Origin of the sequence: Bradyrhizobium sp. (assembly GCF_035309285.1) — a bacterium.
GTDB lineage: Bacteria > Pseudomonadota > Alphaproteobacteria > Rhizobiales > Xanthobacteraceae > Bradyrhizobium.
Map to the genome: position 1 here is coordinate 1 of NZ_DATGFH010000034.1, position 19,556 is coordinate 19,556.

The following is a 19,556-nucleotide window of genomic DNA, read 5'->3' on the forward strand; positions in this document are numbered from 1 at the left end:
CGTCGCTTCCCGCGAACGTGTCAGCGAGAAACTTGACGCCAGCGTCGGGGCGTCGGGACCGCACGATTTCGCTCGTCCGCGAGGAATGCTTTCGTCGGCGCGGCAAGCGCGCTGAGCACCCTCACGTCCATCGCATCCCGCAACCCACGTCCGTGACGATCGCGATACGCCCCTCCTGTGGAGGCGGGATGAGGGGAGACAACCATAATTTTCTGTAAAACGGAAGGTAAAAATTTTTCGCGGAAGGGCTTGACATTGTCCGACGTTGCTTCTGATTAAACGAAGTGATTTGCCCGTCCCGAGGCTGGGCGGGTGCGGTCATCGCCGGCGCGCCAAAAAGTCGCAAGCCTACACTCGGCCTGTCTGTTGTCCTCGTGCCAATACGATACCAAGCTCAGCAAACGACGCGCTGGACCGACATCGGCCCGGTTACAACGAGCACGTCTGGACGCAAGCGATGCCGAACCCACCGCGGCTCCCGCTCGCCTTGACCAGGATTGGCAGTGCCCACCGTCCGCCCTTGCCTCCACGTTACGTCGGTTCTAGTCTGGACCGTATGCGCTTTTATTTATTGCTTGCACCAATGGTGCTGATGACGGTTTCTGCAGCAGGCCAGGATTTTGCCGGCAGCAAGCCGATCCTGGACAGCATGCCGCGCGCGGTCACCAGCACGGCGACGCCGCGCTGGCACGCCGAGGTGATTGCCGAGTACCCGCATGACGTCTGGGCGTTCACCGAGGGGCTGTCACTTCACGATGGCAAGCTGATCGAAAGTACCGGCTACAAGGGACTATCCTCGCTGCGCCGCGTCGAGGTCGAGACCGGATTGGTGACCGAAGCGATCCAGATGCGCAAGGAGGATTTCGGCGAGGGAGTGGCGGTGGCGGGTGACCGGATCGTCCAGCTGACCTGGAAGCAGCACGTCGCGCTGATCTACGACTTGAAGCCGTTCAAGCGCAATGGGGAATTCCACTACGCCGGCGAAGGCTGGGGGCTGTGCTTCAACGGCCATGACTTCGTGATGAGCGACGGCACCGACAAGCTGACGCTGCGCGACCGCAGAACGTTCGCCGTGAAATCGACCGTTTCCGTGACCGTGGATGGTCAACCCAAGCAGTATCTCAACGAGTTGGAGTGCGTTGGCGATCTGGTTTACGCCAATGTGTATCCTACCAACAGCATTGTGGAGATCGGGCGCAACGGCGTCGTGACGAAGATCATCGACCTTCCAGATCTGCTGGACCAACACGAGCAGGGGTGTTTGGGGAATGACGTTCCGAAGGCGAATGGGGCCGCAGTGCTGAACGGCATCGCCTATGACCCGGCGGACGGCACCTTCCTCGTCACAGGCAAGCTGTGGCCGAAAGTGTTCAGGGTGCGTTTTGTACCGTAGCGGAGCGAGAGATGGATACTTTCATCATTCTGTCGAAATACACCAGCGAGGGGCGAAAGTACGCGACGCCGGAGGCCGCGCGCAAGCGCTGGACCACGATTGCCGCCTCACTGGAGAAGACGCTGGGAGGGAAGGTCCTGTCGCATCACGTCACAATGGGCGACTACGATTCGGTGGTGATCGTCACCATCCAGCCGAACCAGGACTTTCGGATGTTTCAATGCCTGAACTTGCTGCAGCAGCCGGGAGACGTTGATATTACGGTGATGAAGGCATGGGATTTCGACCAGTTCGCGCCGCTGGCAAAATAGCTGCAGCGGTGTGGCAAGCGCGAACCTGTAGGTGCCGACCATGGAGTGCGCGCAGTGTGGCTGTGTCAATCGCCGCGAAAGGCGCTTCTGTAGCGGATGCGGCGCCCTCCTGACGGGGCCGTGTCCGGCCTGCGGCTTCGGCAACGGCGTCGATGAGAAGTTTTGTGGCGGATGCGGTGCAGGGCTCGCTGCTGCTGCCCTGCATCTGCCGCCGGTGCTGGAGACCGAGCGCAAATACGTCACGGTGCTGTTCGCCGACGTGCGCGGTTCGCTGGAGATCATCGCGGACCGCGACCCGGAGGAGGCGAAGGCCGTCCTTGATCCCGTGCTCGAACGCCTCGTCCATGCGGTCAAGACCTTTGGCGGCACAGTCAATCGCACGATCGGCGACGGCATCATAGCATTGTTTGGCGCGCCGATCGCCTATGAGGACCATGCGCTGCGCGCTGCATCGGCCTCACTTGCCATGCAGCAAGCGGTGCGCGAGCTCACGCAAGAGCCGGGCTGGAAGTCCGACGTCCCGGTGCTGGTGCGGATTGGTCTCAACTCAGGCGAAGTGGTGATGCGCTCGAGTATCAGCGGCTTGCCAAGCGATTACTCCGCAGTTGGCGAGACCGCTCATGTCGCCTCGCGGGTCGAGCACCTGGCGCAGCCCGGTACGGTCGCTTTGACCGCCCAAACGCTGAAGTTGCTGGCCGGCCTGGTGGACGCGGCACCGCTCGGCTTGTTCGACGTCAAGGGATTGGCGCACCCGATCGAGCTGTTCCGGCTGCTCGGCGTCCGCGCCGAGCGGAGCCGTATCCGCGGACCGCAGGATCGTCCGCTATCGCGCTTCGTCGGTCGCTCCCTGGAGCTGGGCGTATTGGCGGAGACAATGCACAAGGCGCGCTCCGGTCACGGCCAGCTAGTGGCGGTGGTCGGCGAGCCCGGCATCGGCAAGTCGCGCATGTTCCTTGAGTTTATCCGCTCGCCCCAGGCAGAGGGCTGCCTGGTGCTCGAGAGCGGCTCGGAGGCCTTCGGCCCAACAAGTCCGATGGTCCCGGTGATCGAGCTGGCGCGCGGATATCTTAATGTCGAGCGCGGCGATGATCCAGCGGCTATCAGCGCCAAGCTCGAGCGCAGGGTGGAGGGAATCGAGGCCGAAGATCGTGATGAAATCTTCAACGCCTTCGAGGCGCTGTTCCTGCCGGACGGCGACTTGCGGCTGCGGCGCAGTCCCGGAGAACGGCAGTATTTTATCGTGAACGGCATCGCCAAGGCACTGCTGCGCGAAAGCCGTGCCCGGCCGCTGGTCATCGTCGTCGAGGACCTGCACTGGATCGACGCCGCCAGCCGATCGTTCATCGATACGGTCATCGACCGCTTGCGCGATTCCAGCATCCTTGTGTTGGTGTCATACCGGCCGGACTACCAACCGGACTGGGGCCACCGCAGCTACTCGCAAATCCGCCTGGAGCGCTTCTCGCCCGCCGAGGTCGAGGCGTTCCTGGATGCGCTCTTGGGCACGGATGCAAGCCTGGCCGTGCTCAAGCGCGACCTTGAGCTGCAGACCGACGGCAACGCGCTCTTCCTGGAGGAAAGCGTGCATGCGCTGGTCGAGGCGCAAATTCTGGTGGGAGAACCAGGCGCCTATCGCCTTGTGGCGCGCCCGCAGGAGATCAGCGTGCCTGCCTCGGTTCAGGCCGTGCTCGCCGCGCGCATCGACCGTCTGCCTGCGGAGGAGAAGCGCATCCTGCAATGCGCGGCAGTAATCGGCCGGCGGGTGTCGTACGAGCTCTTGGCGGAGATTGCCGGCGCGCAGCCAGAGGCGCTGGATCGCGCCACCGATCGTCTCCGCGCCGCGGAGTTCCTGTATGAGGCGCGCCGCTACCCGACGCGCGAATACGTGTTCAAGCACGCGCTGACGCATGAGGTTGCTTACGGCACCTTGCTGCAAGAGCGCCGGCGACGCCTGCATACGCAGATATTCCACGCTCTCGAGGAAGCGGTGCTGCCGGACAGCTTCGACCGGGCGGAGCAGCTGGCTCATCACGCCTTCCGCGCCCAGTTGTGGGACAAGGCGCCGGCGTATCTGCGCCGCGCCGCCGCGAATGCCGTTGCGCGATCGGCCGACACAGACGCCATCGTGCTGTTGGATCAGGCGGTGACGGCCCTCTCACATCTTCCCGACGAGCCGTCCACTCTGCAACAGGGGATCGATGTGCGGCTCGAGCTGCGCAACGCGCTCATGCCCCTGGTCGAGCGGGCTCGCATGTTCCGCACTCTGATCGAAGCCGAGGGGCTCGCCCGCCGCCTCGGCGACCGCCGCCGTCTGGGCTGGGTTTCCGGATATCTGACGCCTCTTCTCTGGGCGCTCGGCGACTACGGCCGAGCGCTGGAGACCGGCCAGGTGGCGCTCGACACCGCCAGCGCCCAGAACGATGCCGCGCTCGAGGTCATTGCCAGCCGCTATCTCGGACACGTGCATTTCTCCATGGGCGACTATGGGCAAGCGGTGCAGCGGCTTCAGGCCAGCCTGAGCTCGCTGCAGGACGACGTGATCCGGCAGCATTTTCAACTGCCATACAAATCATCGATCGCGACGAGCGCGTGGCTCGTCTCGTCGCTGGCTGAGCTGGGCCGGTTCACTGAGGCGATCGACCATGGCCGGCGTGGTATCGCCGAAGCCGAGGCCGCCGGCCATGCTTACAGCATCACCGCCGCCTCCTGCGGTCTCGGTCTCGCCTTGCTCCGTCGGGGCGAGCTGACGCAAGCCATACCGGTGCTGGAACGGGCCGCCGAGCTGACCCGCAGCGGCGATTTCGCGGCGCTGAGCGCCTGGATCACGGGCATGCTGGGGCACGCCTACGCGCTGGCGGGCAAGCTTGACGAGGCGCGCTTCCTGCTGGAGGAGGGGGTCGCGCGGATGTCGGCCATGCAGGTCAAGATCGGCGAAGCCGCCGTCATCGCCGTGCTGGGCGAGGCCTGTCTCTTGTCGGGGCGGCGCGCCGAAGCGATGGCACATGCCGAGCGCGCACTCAAGATTTCCCGCGACCGTCGTGAGCGCGGCTCCGAAGCCTGGGCGCTGCGTCTCGCCGGCGAGATCGCCGCCGGCAGCGCGGAAACGGCCGCTGCGATTTCTGCTTTTGGCTCGGCTATAAGCATTGCCGACGATCTCGGTATGCGCCCGCTGCTGGCTCATTGCAACTTTGGCCTCGGCCGGCTGCGCCTGCGCGCGGGCGAACGCGAGGCGGCGCGCACGCATCTCGCTACGGCGCTGCAGCTCTACCGCGACATGGACATGCACCACTGGCTGCCGCAGGCCGAGGCCGCCGCGGCGGGTTAACAGGGGCACAAGTATCCGTGAGCAGCGCGACTGCAGCCTAGCCCAAGGGATCGTTCAGGCATAGGCGGCGCGATCGCGCTGCCGCGCCATCAGCGGGTGCGCCTGCGTAGCAACGAAGCAACGGCCGCGTCGCGCAGCGCTTCAGGGTCATTGATAGTCAGGCTCTCCACGTGATCAGCCCCAGAGCGTTTGCTGCAGCGCAACTTCAACAGACGCCTGGTCCCACTCTCTTGCGTTGTGCGGACGACGCGGTGAGGCTTCCTGAAAATCATATCTCTGAAGCGCCGAAATGGATTATAGCTTGCTTGCGGGATGAATGGGATCACGACAGCATCTCTTCGTCCGAGAAAAAGAAACGGCACGAACGCAACTGGCGGCGAACTGCTCGGATTGGCCAGAGTCCTGAAAAAGGGGGAACGATAAATGCCAGTCTATAACATCCTCCTCATGGGCGCGTCGTATGGATCCCTGCTTGCGTCCAAGCTGCTCTTCGGCGGCCATTCGATCCACCTCGTGTGCCTGCCGGCAGAAGCTCAGTTGATCAATGCGGAGGGGTTCAGGGTGACGCTGCCCATCCGTGGCCGCAAGGAGCCCGTGTTGCTCGAGTCCCGCAAGCTGCCGGGCAACGTGAGGGCAGGCCCCGCAACCGGTGTCGATCCATCGAAGTTCGATCTCGTCGGCTTGTGCATGCAGGAGCCACAATATCGCTCGGACGGCGTGCGCCAATTGCTGGATGCGGTGGGCAAGTCGGGAGTGCCTTGCATGTCGATCATGAACATGCCGCCGCTCGCCTATATCAAGCGGATTCCCGGTCTCGATTACAAGGCGCTGGAGGCGGCCTATACCGATCCGCGAGTCTGGGATTCAGTCAGTCCACACAAGATCACGCTGAATAGTCCCGATCCTCAGGCGATCCGTCCGCCGGACGGGAAGGCCAACGAGCTCCTGGTTACGCTGCCGACCAACTTCAAATGCGCAAGGTTCGAGGACGACAAGGACACGCAGATTGTCCGTAACCTTGAAAACGACGTTGATCGTGCACGCTTCAAGATATCCGGCGAGGAGATCGAGCTCCCGGTCAAGCTGAAGGCCTACGATTCGATCTGGGTGCCGCTCGCCAAATGGTCGATGCTGCTCGCGGGTAACTACCGGTGCATCACCAGGGATGGCATGCGGACGGCGCAAGAAGCCGTGCATTCAAATATCGAAGAATCGCGTTCCGTCTACAATTTCGTTTTCGATCTTTGCGTGAAGCTCGGCGCCAAGCCGTCCGATCTTGTTCCGTTCGAAAAGTACGCTGCTGCAGCGCAAAGCCTGACCCGCCCGGCTTCCGCGGCGCGCGCGTTGCAGAATGGCGCGCCAAATATCGAACGCGCCGACAAATTGGTCCAGCTCATTGGCCTTCAGAAAGGCTTGAGGCATCCGGTGATCGATGCCCAGGTCGCGCTAGTTGATCAGCGTCTTGCCGCAAATAGAAAAGCTGCAGCCTGAGATTCAATCGATTTGCTTTTTCTCATGGTGGTATCTTCCGCGAGATTGCAGAGGATTGATCCTCGCTAGCCTTCGGCGAACTCGACCTAAACAAGATCAGTTCTCAAACCAGGAATACACCGCTTCAAATTATCCAGCTCCTGAAAGGTCGGCTTTGGGGTCATTCGCGCCGATAGGGTCAGGTTCTGCCGAGGGCCGATCTACCGCCAACAGCGGACGCAGTCGGAGTGGTGGCCGTCCACGATCCAGGCAATCCTGGTGGCGCTGGCCTTCTCGCCCGAGCCGTTAACGCGCGGCGTTGTAAACGTCACGTAGGACGTTTGTCTCAAGCTCCAGGTCCTCCAGTCGATACTTGACTACGTCGCCGATGCTGACGATACCGATTAGCTTGCTGCCGCGCAGTACCGGCATGTGGCGCACGCGATGGTGCGTCATCAGGTTCATCACGCGATTGACACTCTCGTCCGGTGACACGGTGGTCACACCGTATTGCATGATTTCCTTCACAAGCATCGACCCGGCTGTCTCGCCATAGCGAGAAAATGCATGAACGATTTCGCGTTCGGAAATGAGACCGAGAACTGCGTCCTCACTCGTCACTACGAGGGCGCCAATATTCTTTGCGCGGAGCCAGTCCGCCGCCCTCTTGATGCTGACGTCCGGAGCTATCGTTGTGACGTTGGTGCCCTTCCGCCTCAGAATGCTTTCGATGGTCATAGCCTTCTCCCATCGTGTGGCCTGGCCGCTTATCTCGAGGATGCGACCGGCATTGCACATACGCGCAAACTTTACCGCTTCTCCTGATGGGCGGAAGGATTGAAGGCCCTGAGCGCCAGTCAATTGTGCGTCACTGCCGATTTGGGGGCGAATTCCACTCCGGGTCAAAAGCACCGGTCGAGGATTGTGGCGAATGGGTCCGCTTCAAGCCCGATAGAGGACCCGAGCCGGCCTCCGAGCGAGGTCGCCTCAGGGCCCATAAGCCGACGCGCATGGCGGCGGGCGGCATATTTCCAGTAGTGAGTTTTCACACTATGTCGGCGAGGATACTACACCGCGCGGGCGATACTGCCTGGTTCCTAAGGCGGACAAAATGAATCCTCATATTGAGCCCCAGCATGCCCTGTCTCCGAAAGAACTCGACGCAATTGAGGTCCATCTCTACGAGCACAACAGTCAGGCGACAGGGAGACATGACGGCCAGGGCTTAGGTTTCGTGATCCACGACGACTTGGGACGAATGATTGGCGTCGCGGCTGGCTACACGTGGGCGGGCATTTCTGAACTGCGACAGATGTGGGTCGATGAAAGATATCGAAGGCGTGGGTACGCACGCGCATTGCTGAATGCTTTTGTCGCGGAAGCACGTAATCGGGGTGTCCACCGGATTTGGGTGTCGAGCTACGACTTCCAGGCGCCAGAAATGTATGAAAAGGCAGGTTTCAAGCGTATGGCCGAGCTTAAGGATTGGCCCGAAGGCCACATCAATGTGGTTCTCTGCAAGATACTTGCAGATCGAGATGAATGACTGCATGTCCGCTACGGGCCCACTCGCGTCATTTTCGACCCGTTCCCGGATGTCTGCTTATACCCTCATTGCGACGTGAGATCGTTCATGCATAGGCCGCCTGATAGCGCTGCCGCGCGACGAGCACGCCGATCACAAGGAAATTGAGAAGATTGGCGCCGACGCCGGCCGCAAAGGCCGGTGCGTAATAGCCGAAGTGATCGTAGAGCAGGCCGGCGAGCCAGCCGCCGCTGGCCATGCCGAACCCGCTGAACAGCAACAGCGTCGGAATGCGCCATGAGGCCTCCGATGCCGGAAACAGTTCGCGCAAGGCCAGCACATAAGCCGGGATAATGCCGGAGAAGCCGAGCCCGAACGCGGCCGCCACCATGAACAGGCCGGCTTCGTTCTGGGTGAACAGGAAGCCCGTCATCGCTGCGGCTTGCGCGGCTGAACCGATCAGCACGGTCGCGAGACCGCCGATGCGATCGGAGATCAGGCCCCAGATTTGCCGGCTCAGGAAGGCGGTGCCAAGCAGCACCGATAGCATCAGGGCGCCGATCGAGCGGCTGATGCCGAGATCGGTGCAGAAGGCGACCAGATGGCCTTGCGGCATGGCCATCGGAATGCAGCACAGGATTCCGGCGCCGCACATCATCGCGAAGACGAGATTGCGCGGCAGGCCGAGCAGGTGCGTTTGGCGGATACCGGCGCCGAGCACGGGGGCTTGATGGAAGAGTTCGGGCGGATGACGAAAGTACAATGCGGCGAGCGGTACGATGACCACGATCTCGATGATCGCGTAGCAGAGCATCGTCTGACGCCAGCCGAGGGCGGCGATGGCACGTTCGAACGCCGGCGGCCACAATGAGCCTGCGAGATAGCTGCCGCTCGAAATCAACGCCAGCGCCGAGCCGCGTCTGCGGTCGAACCAGCGGCTGACATAGATGTATAAAGGCGCATTGATGCCGCCGAGGCCGACCAAGCCTATGAACAGCCCGTGCCCGATCCACAGCGGCCACGGCGAACCCAGTGTCGAGATCGTAAGTCCGAGGCCGATCATCAGCGTGCCGCAGATCACCGTCCAGCGTGTGCCGACGCGGTCGGCAATGCGGCTCATCATGATGCCGCCGGTGCCGGAGCCCAGCCAGGCCAGCGCACTGGCAAGCGCCGGGATCGAACGCGTGCCGCCGATCTCGCCAGCGATGTCCTTGAGCGCGACCGCAATGATCCAGGCGGCGCCAAACGCCATCATCATGACAAGGAGCGCCACCGAGGCGACGATCCAGGAGTCCCTGGTTTCTAGGGAGGACGACGATTGCAGCATGAATGTGCACCCCCGCGCGGAATGCTTGCAGATCGCAACCCGATTGACCATTGCACGGAAGTCAGGTCAGGCGCGCGCATCGGGTCAAACCCGGATTTCCACATAGACTTTCGGCCATGCCGATAGGCGAATCTCCGAACCGACAAGAAGCAGGTTGGCGGCCCGAGCTCGCCGCCTGTGGGTCCATGATCGTTCGCTGCCATGAGCATCGATCGTATCATGCCCCGACGAGGTCTGGTCTAGCGGCGGCACACGCCAAGCAGGCATCGAAGCTAGATCCCAACCAGAAACAGACTTCTGCCCGACAGCTACGTCCTTTTGCGTACACAAACAAAATATCGGCTTTCATGTGAGTGTCATGTGCGGTCGTTAGATCAAATGCGGTGGCGTGCTTGTGCGAAAAGAATTTTCGCCCGCGGCCATCGGTCTCGAACGCTGTGCAATGCCGTAACGCGTCTTCCGAATGCCCTGGAAATAACGAGGCAAGCACGAAGAAGCCGAGGGGCCCGGTGACAGTCGTCGCCATGGCCAGAGGGCAGTCGAAACATCCGAACGGAGAACCCGCTCTCATGGGTCCCCGATTTGGGTTCGTACAGACGAATTCGGCTGCGCGCCGGTTCTTGACCGTCCTATCGATCAACCGCGCGGGAGCAATTGCAATGCATTTGAAACATGGACTTTCGGCAAGCGTCATGGCGCTGACCCTTGCCCTGATCGGCGTCTCGGCCACGCCGGCCGCCAACGCCGAGACGGCCAAGGAGCCGGACACTCTCACCATCGCCTGGCTGCCGAACGACTCCGCGGACGGTCTGGCGGGGATGCGCGATGAAATCGCCAACGCAATCGCCAAGGCCACCGGCAAGAAGGTGGAAAACAAGCTCACCACCGATTATGCGATCGCCATTGCTGCCCTTGAAAACGGCCAGGCCCAGATCGGATGGTTCGGGGCCAACGAATACCTGACGTCGCACGCCCGGGATCCCAAGGTCATTCCGCTGGTGGTCAATACGGGTCCGTCCGGAACCCTGAAGGACGCCCTCTACTACAGCCGTCTGGTCGTCAAGAAGGGCGAGGAGACGAAGTACGAGTCCAACGGACAATTCAACATCGCCAATATTGCCAGCAAGCGGATGTCCTTCGTTTCCACCAACTCCACCTCCGGCTTCAACATGCCGGCTGCGGCCATCGTGGGCCAGTTCAAGAGCGATCCGAAGTGGAAGAGCTTGACCTTCGAGGACCTAGCGCAAGGCGGCGAGGGCCACTTCTTCGGGCAGGTGATGTTCGGCGGTTCCCATCAATTGTCGCTGGTCAACGCCTTGACCGGCCGCGCCGACGTGGCCGCGGTGTGCGATTTCCTGGTGACGAATTATGTGACGCTGGTCTCCGGGACCGATAACACCGCCGGCGCCGTTTACGCGATCAAGCAGGATGCCGCCGCTCCGTTTACCTCGCTCGGCGGCAAACAGTTCGTCATCATCAAGTCGATTCCGGTGTTGAACCCGCCGGTCGAGGTCAACAGCGCCTATTTGAGCGACAAGACCATGAAGGAGATCACCGACGTCCTGAGCTCCGATGAGGTCGCGAAGAACACGAAGATCTTCGCTCCTGCCGGCGCCAAGGGCTCGGATTTCCAGGCTCCCGCGCGGTTCGTGACCGTCACCGACTCCTGGTACGACCCGATGCGCAAGGTCCTGGGAATCAAGTAGTCGCCAGCACTTTTGTCGGGGCCCGGCCGCCGGGCCCCGATATTGCTTTTCCGGCTCTGCAGCTTTTCATGAGGGATGAAGCATGACGCAGATAGCGCAACTTCCCAGCCCGCCGCTCCTGGAAGTCAGTCATGTCATGAAACACTACGACGGGGCGAAGCCGGCGCTCGACGACATCAGCTTTTCCATCAGGAAGGGCGAGTTCGTGTCCGTGATCGGTCCTTCTGGCGCCGGCAAGTCGACGCTCTTGCGCTGCATCAACCGGATGATCGAAGTCAGCAAGGGCGAGGTGCGCTTCGAGGGGATTTCAGTCGGCCAGCTCAACAGGAAGGACCTCAAGAAGCTGCGCAGCAAGATCGGCATGATCTTCCAGCATTACAACCTTGTCGACCGGCTGACCGTGATCGAGAACGTGCTGCACGGCAGACTCGGCTCCAAGTCCACTCTGGCAGGTGCGCTGGGTCGTTACAGCCGCGACGAGAAACAGCAGGCCATGGAGCTGATCACGACGCTGGGTCTTGCCGATCACGTCTACCAGCGCTGCGACCAGCTCAGCGGCGGGCAGAAGCAGCGGGTCGGCATTGCCCGGGCGCTGGTCCAGGACCCTAAGATGATTCTTTGCGACGAACCGATCGCCTCGCTGGATATGAGCGCCTCGAAGATCATCATGGAGCAGTTGAAAAGGTTTGCGAACGAGATGCACATCTCCCTGATCGTCAACCTGCACCAGGTGGATGTCGCCCTCAAATATTCGGACCGCATCCTGGGCGTCAACAAGGGCCGGCTCGTCTTCGACGGCGGCCCGGGCGAGCTTTCGTCCGAGCTGATCGCGGAGATCTACGGGACGGCATCGCCCGCCCCAAGGGCGAGATATGCCAGTTGATATCTTCGTCAAGCGTCGCAACGACAGGCTGCTCTTCTTCGCAGCCCTGGGCGTGCTGACCGCTGGTTCGATCGCCGTTACCAAGTATGACGCGGTTGCAGGCTTTACCAGTATCGGCAAGGCCCTCGTCTGGGGCGTGAGCAATTTCTATCCGGATGCCCACGCCCTGACGAAATTGCCGGACATCCTGCGGAAACTCCGGGATACCATTCTCATGTCGGTTGCGGCGACCACGGTCGCGGCGGTCTTCGCATTGATACTGGCCATGATTGGCTCCCGCACGACGCGCATCAACCCACTCTTCAGTGTCGTCGCCAGGGGCCTCGCCTCGGTCTTGCGCAACATCCCGCTGGTGGCGTGGGCCATGATCCTGATGCTGGCCTTCAGCCAGAGCCTGCTGACCGGCTATCTGGCGCTGTTCTTCGGCTCGCTTGGTTTTCTGACCAGAGCCTTCATCGAGACCATCGACGAGGCCAGTATCCACGCAGTGGAGGCGCTGCAGGCCACGGGCGCCAGTTACTCCTCGATCATCCTGCAGGCCGTCCTGCCATCGAGCCTGCCGCAGATGGTGAGCTGGCTGCTGTTCATGATCGATACAAACATCCGCGATGCCACCCTGGTCGGCCTGCTGACCGGAACGGGCGTCGGGTTTTCCTTCGACGTGTACTACAAGAGCTTCCATTTTCATGAGGCGAGCCTCGTGGTGATCATGATCGTGGTCACCATCATCTCCATCGAGATGATCTCGAACTATGTGCGAAGGACCGTCCTGTGACGCACCTGCAGGACGCCCTCAACAGCGCGGATCGGCTGACCGGCGGTGCCGTTGGCCAGGCCGCCCGCCTTCCGGCCAGCCCGCTGACCAAAGAGAAGATCGTCATCCGGCTCCTGCTGCTCGTGCTGGCGCTGACGACGATCTATGCTCTGCTGCACATCGACAATGGCGGTACCGATCTGGCCCAAGCCGTTTCCGACACGCTGGCCAATCTGAAGGTCATCTTCCTTCACCCCGGAGGTCCGCATCTTTCGTTCCTCAAGGCCCTTTACGAGGTGGTCATCACCCTGGGGCTGGCATTTCTGGCCACCTTGTTCGGAGGGTTTATTGCCCTGTTTCTTGGACTTCTAGGGGCTCAAAATCTGGCGCCGAAGCCCGTGACCAACGTCATCAAGGCCGTGGTCGCCTTCGTCCGGGCGGTGCCGACCATTCTTTGGGTGCTGATCTTCGCGGTGACTGCAGGGCTCGGCGCCACCGCAGCCGTCATCGGCATGACCTTCCACTCCATCAGTTACCTGACAAAAGCCTATGCCGAATCCTTCGAAGATCTCGATCGAAGCGTCATCGAGGCCCTCAAGGCCAGCGGCGCGAATTGGTGGCAGATCGTCTTCCAGGCGGTTATTCCATCGTCCTCCACCTATCTGTTGTCCTGGACTTTCCTGCGCTTCGAAATGAATTTCGCCAACGCCGTCGTGATGGGTGCCGCTGCCGGGGCATCCGGGGTCGGCTTCGATCTCTACATGGCGAGCGGATACTATTTCGACCTGCGGGAGGTCGGGCTGATCACTTATATCATCCTGGCGTTCGCCATCATCCTCGAGACAATCGCCACCAGGATGAAAAGCAAGATCAAGGATCATCGGGCTTGAGTTCAGGCGTCGCCAGATTTTGGCGAAGCCGCATATGGTGATCCACAGAGCGTTGCGATTGCTGCGCCTGCACAAGCTTGCCTTTTGTTTCGCTGTCACTAAAGTCTGTGCCGCCTGCCGGAACTTTCGCGATGCAGGCAGGTTTTTCGCGCAACTGCAGGAGTGTTTGTCCATGCGCGGCATCCGCTGGCTCGCCGTCGTTCCGTTTCTTGCCCTCATCATTGGTCCGTTCTTCGTCAACCAGGCGGACCCGCCCATCCTCGGCCTGCCGTTCCTGCTCGCCTGGATCGTGACGTGGATCCTGATCACCTCGCTGATCATGGCCGTGATCTACGCGGCCGATCCCGCCAACCGGGAGGAGAGGCCATGAACGGCGCGCTGCCCTTTATTGCTGCCGCCGCGCTGCTCGCGCTTGCGCTCGGCTTTCTCGCCCGCCGCGGCAAGGACATGAATCTCGAGCAGTGGACGGTCGGCGGCCGTGGCTTTGGCTCGATCTTCGTGTTCCTGCTGCTCGCAGGCGAAATCTACACCACCTTCACTTTCCTCGGCGGCAGCGGCTTCGCCTACGGGAAGGGCGCGCCGGCCTACTACATTCTCGCCTACGGCACGCTTGCCTACGTGCTCTCTTATTTCATGCTGCCGCCGATCTGGCGCTACGCCAAGGAGAACCGGCTCTACTCGCAGTCGGACTTCTTCGTGCGCAAATACGACAGTGCCGCGCTCGGCGTCCTCGTCGCGCTCGTCGACATCGTGGCGCTGATCCCTTACCTGGTGCTGCAGTTCAAGGGGCTCGGCATCATCGTCGAGATCGCGGGCTACGGCGCGATCTCCTCGACGGTTGCGATCTGGATCGGGGCCATCATCGTCGCCGCCTACGTCATGGTGTCGGGCGTGCACGGCTCGGCCTGGACCGCGGTCGCCAAGGACATCATGATCCTCGCTATCGTCGTCTTCCTCGGTCTCTATCTGCCTACTCATTATTACGGCGGGCTGGGACCGATGTTCGCGGCGATCGAGAAGGCCAAGCCCGGCTTCACCGTGCTGCCGGCGCACGGCGAGAGCCTGTGGTGGTTCTCCTCGACCGTATTGCTCACAGCGCTCGGCTTCTTCATGTGGCCGCACTCGTTCGGCTCGATCTACACCGCCAAGAGCGCCACGGTGATCCGCAAGAACGCGTTTCTGCTGCCGCTCTATCAGCTCATCCTCTTGTTCGTGTTTTTCGTCGGGTTTGCGGCGACCCTGCAAGTCCCGGGGCTCTCGGGACCCAACATCGACCTCGCGCTGTTCAAGCTGAGTGTGAAGACGTTCGATCCCTGGTTCGTCGGCGTGATCGGCGCGACCGGCGTGCTCACTGCGCTGGTGCCCGGCTCGATGATCCTGATGACCGCCGCGACCTTGATGGCCAACAACCTCTACCGCGCCGTCAATCCGTCGGCCGACGACCGGCAGATATCGCGGATCGCAAAGCTGCTGGTCCCGGTGGTGGCGCTGGTTGCGGTGTTCTTCACGCTCAAGGGCGGGCAGACCATCGTGGCACTCCTGCTCATGGGCTACAGCTTCGTGACCCAGCTGTTTCCCTCGCTCATACTCAGCCTTGCACAACGCAACATCGCAACCCGCGAGGGCGCGGCGGCGGGCATCATCGCCGGCGTCGCCACAGTCGCTGCCGTCAGCCTGAGCGGCGTGAACTTGCACAACCTGGCCTGGCTGCCGCCCGAGATCCAGGACCTCAACATCGGCATCGTCGCGCTCGGGGTGAACGTCATCGTGCTGATCGTGGTCAGCTTTGCGACGCGGCGCGCCGAGGCGCCGGCGGGAGCGGCCGCGGAGTAGGGGCGAATTCGCCGACGGCGTAATCCGCCACTTCCAGAGGTGGAAGTCATGCCCGCATGACGGCGGATTACGCGCAGCCTGTCATCGGGCGCGCGTGCGCGCGACCGGTTGCCAATCCGGCCGCTGCAGAACTTATTTGGGCGCTGCCGTTACTTCGTGCGCCGGCGCGTCGCCAAGATATTGGGCGAGTGTCGCCGTGGTTCGCTTCCAGGCATCATCGACATCGGCCGCGCGATAGTTCGCACCCTTGATGAAACCGTGCTCGGCGTCCGGGTAGACCACGAGATCCATCGATTTCCCAAGATCCTTTGCGGTCGCCTGCATCGATCGAATGGTTGCCACCAGGCAGCAATTCATGAATGTGTCCTTGGCACCGGCAAAGGCCAGCAGCGGAACCTGGAATTTGCCGACGAAGGACTTCATATCGGTGATCTTGGCGATGAACGAGGTCACCGGATAATAGGCGATGACCGTCGCCACCTGGTCAGGTTGGCGCTCCGCATAGGCCAGCGCATCACCGCCGCCCAATGAAAAGGCGATGACGGCGACCTTGCCAGGCTTGGCGTTCGCCGAGCCCTGCGCTGTTGCGATCGCTTTCGCGAGCCGATCGCCGCCCTGCTTGTCCTTTGTCGAGATCTGGCGGCCATCGATCAAGACGACATAGTAGCCGAGCTTCGCGACTTTTTCCGCAAAGGGCTTGTAGGCTGTAGCCCCGTCGACGCCGGAGAGCATGATCACGACGCGTCCACGACCCGAGGGTGGCGCCAGGTCGATTTCCGGTTCCGGCGCGCTCGCGAACAAGGCCTTGCCGACGCATTCGCGTGCTTTCGACATGATCGCATTGCGGCACCCCGGTATGTACTGCGCAGGCGGCCCTCCGCTCTTCATGACTTTGCTGCGCACGCATTCGCGCACCACCGGTGCGAACTTGCTGCGGCACTGCGCCTTCGCCTGGTCCTGCGTGAGCGCGCCAGCGTCGCCGATCGAAAGCCCCGCCAAAAAGATCGAAATGAGGAAAACGCAGGCTCTCGTCATGCCAACGGAATTCACAGCTTGCCCCCCGTTCAACTGGCGTGCCACCTCGCGCCCCGCGAGCACGAGTCACTCAGTCGCTGCAGCATGAGCAGCGCTGCGGTGAATGGCAATTCGACCTCAGGATGAAAAAAGCTTCATTGCGGACGCATGTCGCGTCCTCATCATCGGCAATCCGCCCCGCGCACTCTCCTGCGCCGCTAGGCTTTCTTCACATCCGCATGCTCGAGCCGCGCCAGGAGGCTCGATGTGTCCCAGCGCTTGCCGCCGATGCGTTCCACCTCGGAATAGAACTGGTCGACCAGCGCGGTCACCGGCAGGCTCGCGCCGTTGCGGCGGGCTTCGGCGAGCGAGATCGAGAGGTCCTTGCGCATCCATTCGACGGCGAAGCCGAAATCGTATTTGCCGTCATTCATGGTCTTGTAGCGGTTCTCCATCTGCCACGACTGCGCCGCGCCCTTGGAGATGGTGTCGATCACGTCGGGCACGCTCAACCCGCTCTTTTTCGCAAAGTGGATGCCTTCGGAAAGCCCCTGAACGAGTCCCGCGATGCAGATCTGGTTGACCATCTTGGTGAGCTGTCCGGCGCCGGCAGGGCCGAGCCGCTTGCACATCCGCGCATAGGCGTTCGCGATAATCGGCTCGGCACCGGCATAGGCGTCCGCCTCGCCGCCGCACATCACCGTCAGCACGCCATTCTCGGCGCCGGCCTGGCCACCGGAGACGGGGGCATCGACGAATTTGAAGTCGCCTTTTTTGGCGGCTGCGTCGAGTTCGCGGGCAACGTCGGCGGAAGCCGTGGTGTGATCGACAAAGGTCGCGCCTTTCTTCATGCCGGCGAAGGCGCCGTCGGGGCCGATCGTGACCGCGCGCAGATCATGGTCATTGCCGACGCAGCACATCACGAAATCCTGGCCCTCCGCGGCGGCTTTCGGGGTCGGCGCGGTCTTGCCGCCGAATTTCTCGGCCCATTGCTTGGCCTTGGATCCGGTGCGGTTATAGACCGTGACCTCGTGGCCACCCTTTTTCACGAGGTGTCCTGCCATGGGGAAACCCATGACGCCGAGACCGAGAAATGCGACTTTGGCCATATCTGCTACCTTGTTTGTAACCTTGGGGCGCGGCCTGCGTTCTGGCTTGAGGCCGGCGGCTTCGGAGGGGCCTGCACCATACCCCCTGTGCGCAGGAGGGCAACGGCTTCGTTGGGCGACGGCCCTGCGTTTTATGCTAGGATAGCACCCGCAACGAACTTCACAAAAAGGGGAGTGTTTCGCATGGGCATGAGCGTAGGCGTGCTCGACCATTTCAACATCCGTACCCGGAAGCTCGACGATACCGTCCGCTTCTATCAGGACGTGATGGGCCTGGAAAAAGGCCCGCGGCCGAACTTCGCTTTCCCGGGCGCCTGGATGTACTCGGAGGGCAAGGCGGTGGTGCACATCGTCGACATCTCCAGGACCGACGAGCCGCAGAAGCCGGATTCCGGCGTCGTCCATCACGTGGCTTTCGTCAGCCGGGGCTTTGACGGCATGAAGCAGCGCCTGAGCTCCAAGGGCATGCCTTTCGATGCCAGGCAGGTTCCGGGCGGCGAGCTCTGGCAGATCTTCGTCAATGACCCCAACGGCGTCATGATCGAGCTGAACTACGAGGCCGCCAAGGAAGAGAGCGTTTCGGCGCCAAAGGAGACGGCCCAGGATATCGGGACGAAACTGGCCTCCTGAGCCGGATCGCTCTATACGACGCATCACTAGCCTTACCTCTCCCCAGCGGGGAGAGGTCGGATTGCTCCTGGCGATGCGAAGCATCGTCCAGTGCAATCCGGGTGAGGGGCGCTGCCCGCGCGATAGAGCGCAACCCCTCACCCGGATTGCATCTGTCGATGTAATCCGACCTTTCCCTATGGGAGAGGTAAACCGAAATCGCGGCGAGCGCTTTCGTTCGCTCGTCCGAGGAGATGCATCGTGAGCGTCACGCAGCAACAGGTTCTGGATGCACTCGCCAAGGTGACGTCGCCGCGCGGCGTCGCCTTGACGGAGGCGGGGGTGCTGTCGGCGATCGCGGTCACCGACGGCAAGGTCTTCTTCTCCATCAACGTCGATGCCCACGAAGCGCGCGCCTGGGAGGACGTGCGCGCGCGAGCCGAAAGCGCGGTGCGCGCCATCCCCGGTGTCGCGACCGCGATGATTGCGCTCACGGCCGAACGCAAGCCGGGCAGTGCGCCGCCACCACCGCCGCGCAGGCCTGCAGGCGGCGTGCCGCCCGCTTCCGCGCACAGGCATCCGCCGCAACCTCCCGGTGGCTCGCCGATGTCGCGGCAGGCGCAAATCCCTGGCGTTGCCGCCGTGATCGCGGTCGCCTCGGGCAAGGGCGGGGTCGGCAAGTCCACGACCGCGCTCAACCTCGCGCTCGGCCTGCGCGACCTCGGGTTGAAGGTCGGGCTGCTCGACGCCGATATCTACGGCCCGTCGATGCCGCGGCTTACCGGCATCCGCAACAAGCCCGAGCTCACCGACGACAAGAAGATGATCCCGATCGAACGCTTCGGGCTTTCGATCATGTCGATCGGCTTTTTGGTCGAAGAAGATACCGCGATGATCTGGCGCGGCCCGATGGTGATGTCGGCGATCACCCAGATGCTGCGCGATGTCCTCTGGGGCACGCTCGACGTGCTCGTCGTCGACATGCCGCCGGGCACCGGCGATGCGCAGCTCACGCTCGCGCAGAACGTGCCGCTCAAGGGCGCCGTCATCATCTCGACGCCGCAGGACCTGTCGTTGATCGATGCGCGGCGGGGACTTGCAATGTTCAAGAAGGTCAACGTGCCCGTGCTCGGCATCGTCGAGAACATGAGCTATTTCCAGTGCCCGCATTGCGGCGAGCGAAGCGACATTTTCGGCCATGGGGGCGCGCGGCACGAGGCCGAGCGGCTCGGCGTGCCGTTCCTCGGCGAGGTGCCGCTGCACATCGCGATTCGCACGACGTCCGATTCCGGCAATCCCGTGGTGGTCAGCGAGCCCGACGGGCCGCACGCGGCGATCTACCGCGCCATTGGCCAAAAGGTTCGCGATCAGCTTCAAGGCGCAATCGCGGCCGCCTGAATCGGCGCT

Annotated in this window: 17 protein-coding genes; 13 read left to right on the forward strand and 4 right to left on the reverse strand. The window is 62.2% G+C overall.

Going from position 1 to position 19,556, the window contains the following annotated elements; genetic code table 11:
* Window positions 1–583: 583 nt before the first annotated feature.
* The 4 genes from VKR55_RS07505 (at window position 584) to VKR55_RS07520 (ending at window position 6,520) form a co-directional block, all read left to right on the forward strand.
* Window positions 584–1,393 (forward strand): glutaminyl-peptide cyclotransferase, encoded by an 810-nt coding sequence (locus VKR55_RS07505; protein ID WP_324401339.1) that lies wholly within the window; start codon window positions 584–586, stop codon window positions 1,391–1,393.
* 11 nt (window positions 1,394–1,404) lie between these two features.
* Window positions 1,405–1,704 (forward strand): GYD domain-containing protein, encoded by a 300-nt coding sequence (locus tag VKR55_RS07510; RefSeq protein WP_324401341.1) that lies wholly within the window; start codon window positions 1,405–1,407, stop codon window positions 1,702–1,704.
* 40 nt (window positions 1,705–1,744) lie between these two features.
* The gene (locus tag VKR55_RS07515) at window positions 1,745–5,029 is read left to right on the forward strand and encodes a tetratricopeptide repeat protein (RefSeq protein ID WP_324401343.1); all 3,285 of its coding nucleotides are present in this window, start codon (window positions 1,745–1,747) and stop codon (window positions 5,027–5,029) included.
* Between the two features lie 423 nt (window positions 5,030–5,452).
* Window positions 5,453–6,520, forward strand: coding sequence for a Rossmann-fold NAD(P)-binding domain-containing protein (locus VKR55_RS07520; RefSeq protein WP_324401345.1), 1,068 nt, complete (start codon window positions 5,453–5,455; stop codon window positions 6,518–6,520).
* Window positions 6,521–6,805: 285 nt separating this feature from the next.
* On the opposite strand, the gene VKR55_RS07525 is transcribed toward VKR55_RS07520, so the two are convergent.
* On the reverse strand, window positions 6,806–7,237 hold the full coding sequence (locus VKR55_RS07525) for a CBS domain-containing protein (RefSeq protein ID WP_324401347.1): 432 nt from the start codon (window positions 7,235–7,237) through the stop codon (window positions 6,806–6,808).
* 373 nt (window positions 7,238–7,610) lie between these two features.
* Here VKR55_RS07525 and VKR55_RS07530 point away from each other — a divergent pair, with 373 nt between their 5' ends.
* A complete protein-coding gene (locus tag VKR55_RS07530; protein ID WP_324401349.1) occupies window positions 7,611–8,045 on the forward strand; it encodes a GNAT family N-acetyltransferase in 435 nt (144 codons plus the stop codon).
* Between the two features lie 85 nt (window positions 8,046–8,130).
* Here VKR55_RS07530 and VKR55_RS07535 read toward each other — a convergent pair whose 3' ends face one another.
* Window positions 8,131–9,351 carry an MFS transporter gene (locus VKR55_RS07535; protein ID WP_324401351.1) on the reverse strand — a complete coding sequence of 407 codons (1,221 nt, stop codon included), beginning with the start codon at window positions 9,349–9,351 and terminating at the stop codon, window positions 8,131–8,133.
* A 659-nt stretch (window positions 9,352–10,010) separates the two neighbouring features.
* Here VKR55_RS07535 and VKR55_RS07540 point away from each other — a divergent pair.
* The 6 genes from VKR55_RS07540 to VKR55_RS07565 all read left to right on the forward strand — a co-directional run bounded on the left by VKR55_RS07540 (window position 10,011) and on the right by VKR55_RS07565 (window position 15,417).
* Window positions 10,011–11,057, forward strand: coding sequence for a phosphate/phosphite/phosphonate ABC transporter substrate-binding protein (locus VKR55_RS07540; protein ID WP_324401353.1), 1,047 nt, complete (start codon window positions 10,011–10,013; stop codon window positions 11,055–11,057).
* 82 nt (window positions 11,058–11,139) lie between these two features.
* Complete coding sequence (gene phnC, locus VKR55_RS07545) at window positions 11,140–11,940, forward strand: phosphonate ABC transporter ATP-binding protein (RefSeq protein ID WP_324401355.1); 801 nt, start codon at window positions 11,140–11,142, stop codon at window positions 11,938–11,940.
* Complete coding sequence (locus VKR55_RS07550) at window positions 11,930–12,715, forward strand: PhnE/PtxC family ABC transporter permease (RefSeq protein WP_324401357.1); 786 nt, start codon at window positions 11,930–11,932, stop codon at window positions 12,713–12,715. Before phnC ends, VKR55_RS07550 begins: the two co-directional genes overlap by 11 nt.
* Complete coding sequence (locus VKR55_RS07555) at window positions 12,712–13,584, forward strand: PhnE/PtxC family ABC transporter permease (protein WP_324401360.1); 873 nt, start codon at window positions 12,712–12,714, stop codon at window positions 13,582–13,584. The genes VKR55_RS07550 and VKR55_RS07555 overlap by 4 nt, the downstream gene beginning before the upstream one ends.
* A 58-nt stretch (window positions 13,585–13,642) precedes the next feature.
* Complete coding sequence (locus VKR55_RS07560; RefSeq protein ID WP_324401362.1) at window positions 13,643–13,954, forward strand: DUF3311 domain-containing protein; 312 nt, start codon at window positions 13,643–13,645, stop codon at window positions 13,952–13,954.
* Entirely contained in the window at window positions 13,951–15,417 is a 1,467-nt protein-coding gene (locus VKR55_RS07565) for a sodium:solute symporter family protein (RefSeq protein ID WP_324401364.1), read from the forward strand. Before VKR55_RS07560 ends, VKR55_RS07565 begins: the two co-directional genes overlap by 4 nt.
* Window positions 15,418–15,549: 132 nt before the next feature.
* Here VKR55_RS07565 and VKR55_RS07570 read toward each other — a convergent pair whose 3' ends face one another.
* Window positions 15,550–16,452: a dienelactone hydrolase family protein gene (locus VKR55_RS07570; RefSeq protein ID WP_324401366.1), complete on the reverse strand. Its 903-nt coding sequence runs from the start codon at window positions 16,450–16,452 to the stop codon at window positions 15,550–15,552.
* A gap of 197 nt (window positions 16,453–16,649) precedes the next feature.
* Window positions 16,650–17,540, reverse strand: a complete 891-nt coding sequence (locus VKR55_RS07575) for an NAD(P)-dependent oxidoreductase (RefSeq protein ID WP_324401368.1) — start codon at window positions 17,538–17,540, stop codon at window positions 16,650–16,652.
* Between the two features lie 183 nt (window positions 17,541–17,723).
* Here VKR55_RS07575 and VKR55_RS07580 point away from each other — a divergent pair, with 183 nt between their 5' ends.
* Entirely contained in the window at window positions 17,724–18,170 is a 447-nt protein-coding gene (locus VKR55_RS07580) for a VOC family protein (RefSeq protein WP_324401370.1), read from the forward strand.
* 240 nt (window positions 18,171–18,410) lie between these two features.
* A complete protein-coding gene (apbC, locus tag VKR55_RS07585; protein ID WP_324401372.1) occupies window positions 18,411–19,547 on the forward strand; it encodes an iron-sulfur cluster carrier protein ApbC in 1,137 nt (378 codons plus the stop codon).
* Window positions 19,548–19,556 lie beyond the last annotated feature (9 nt).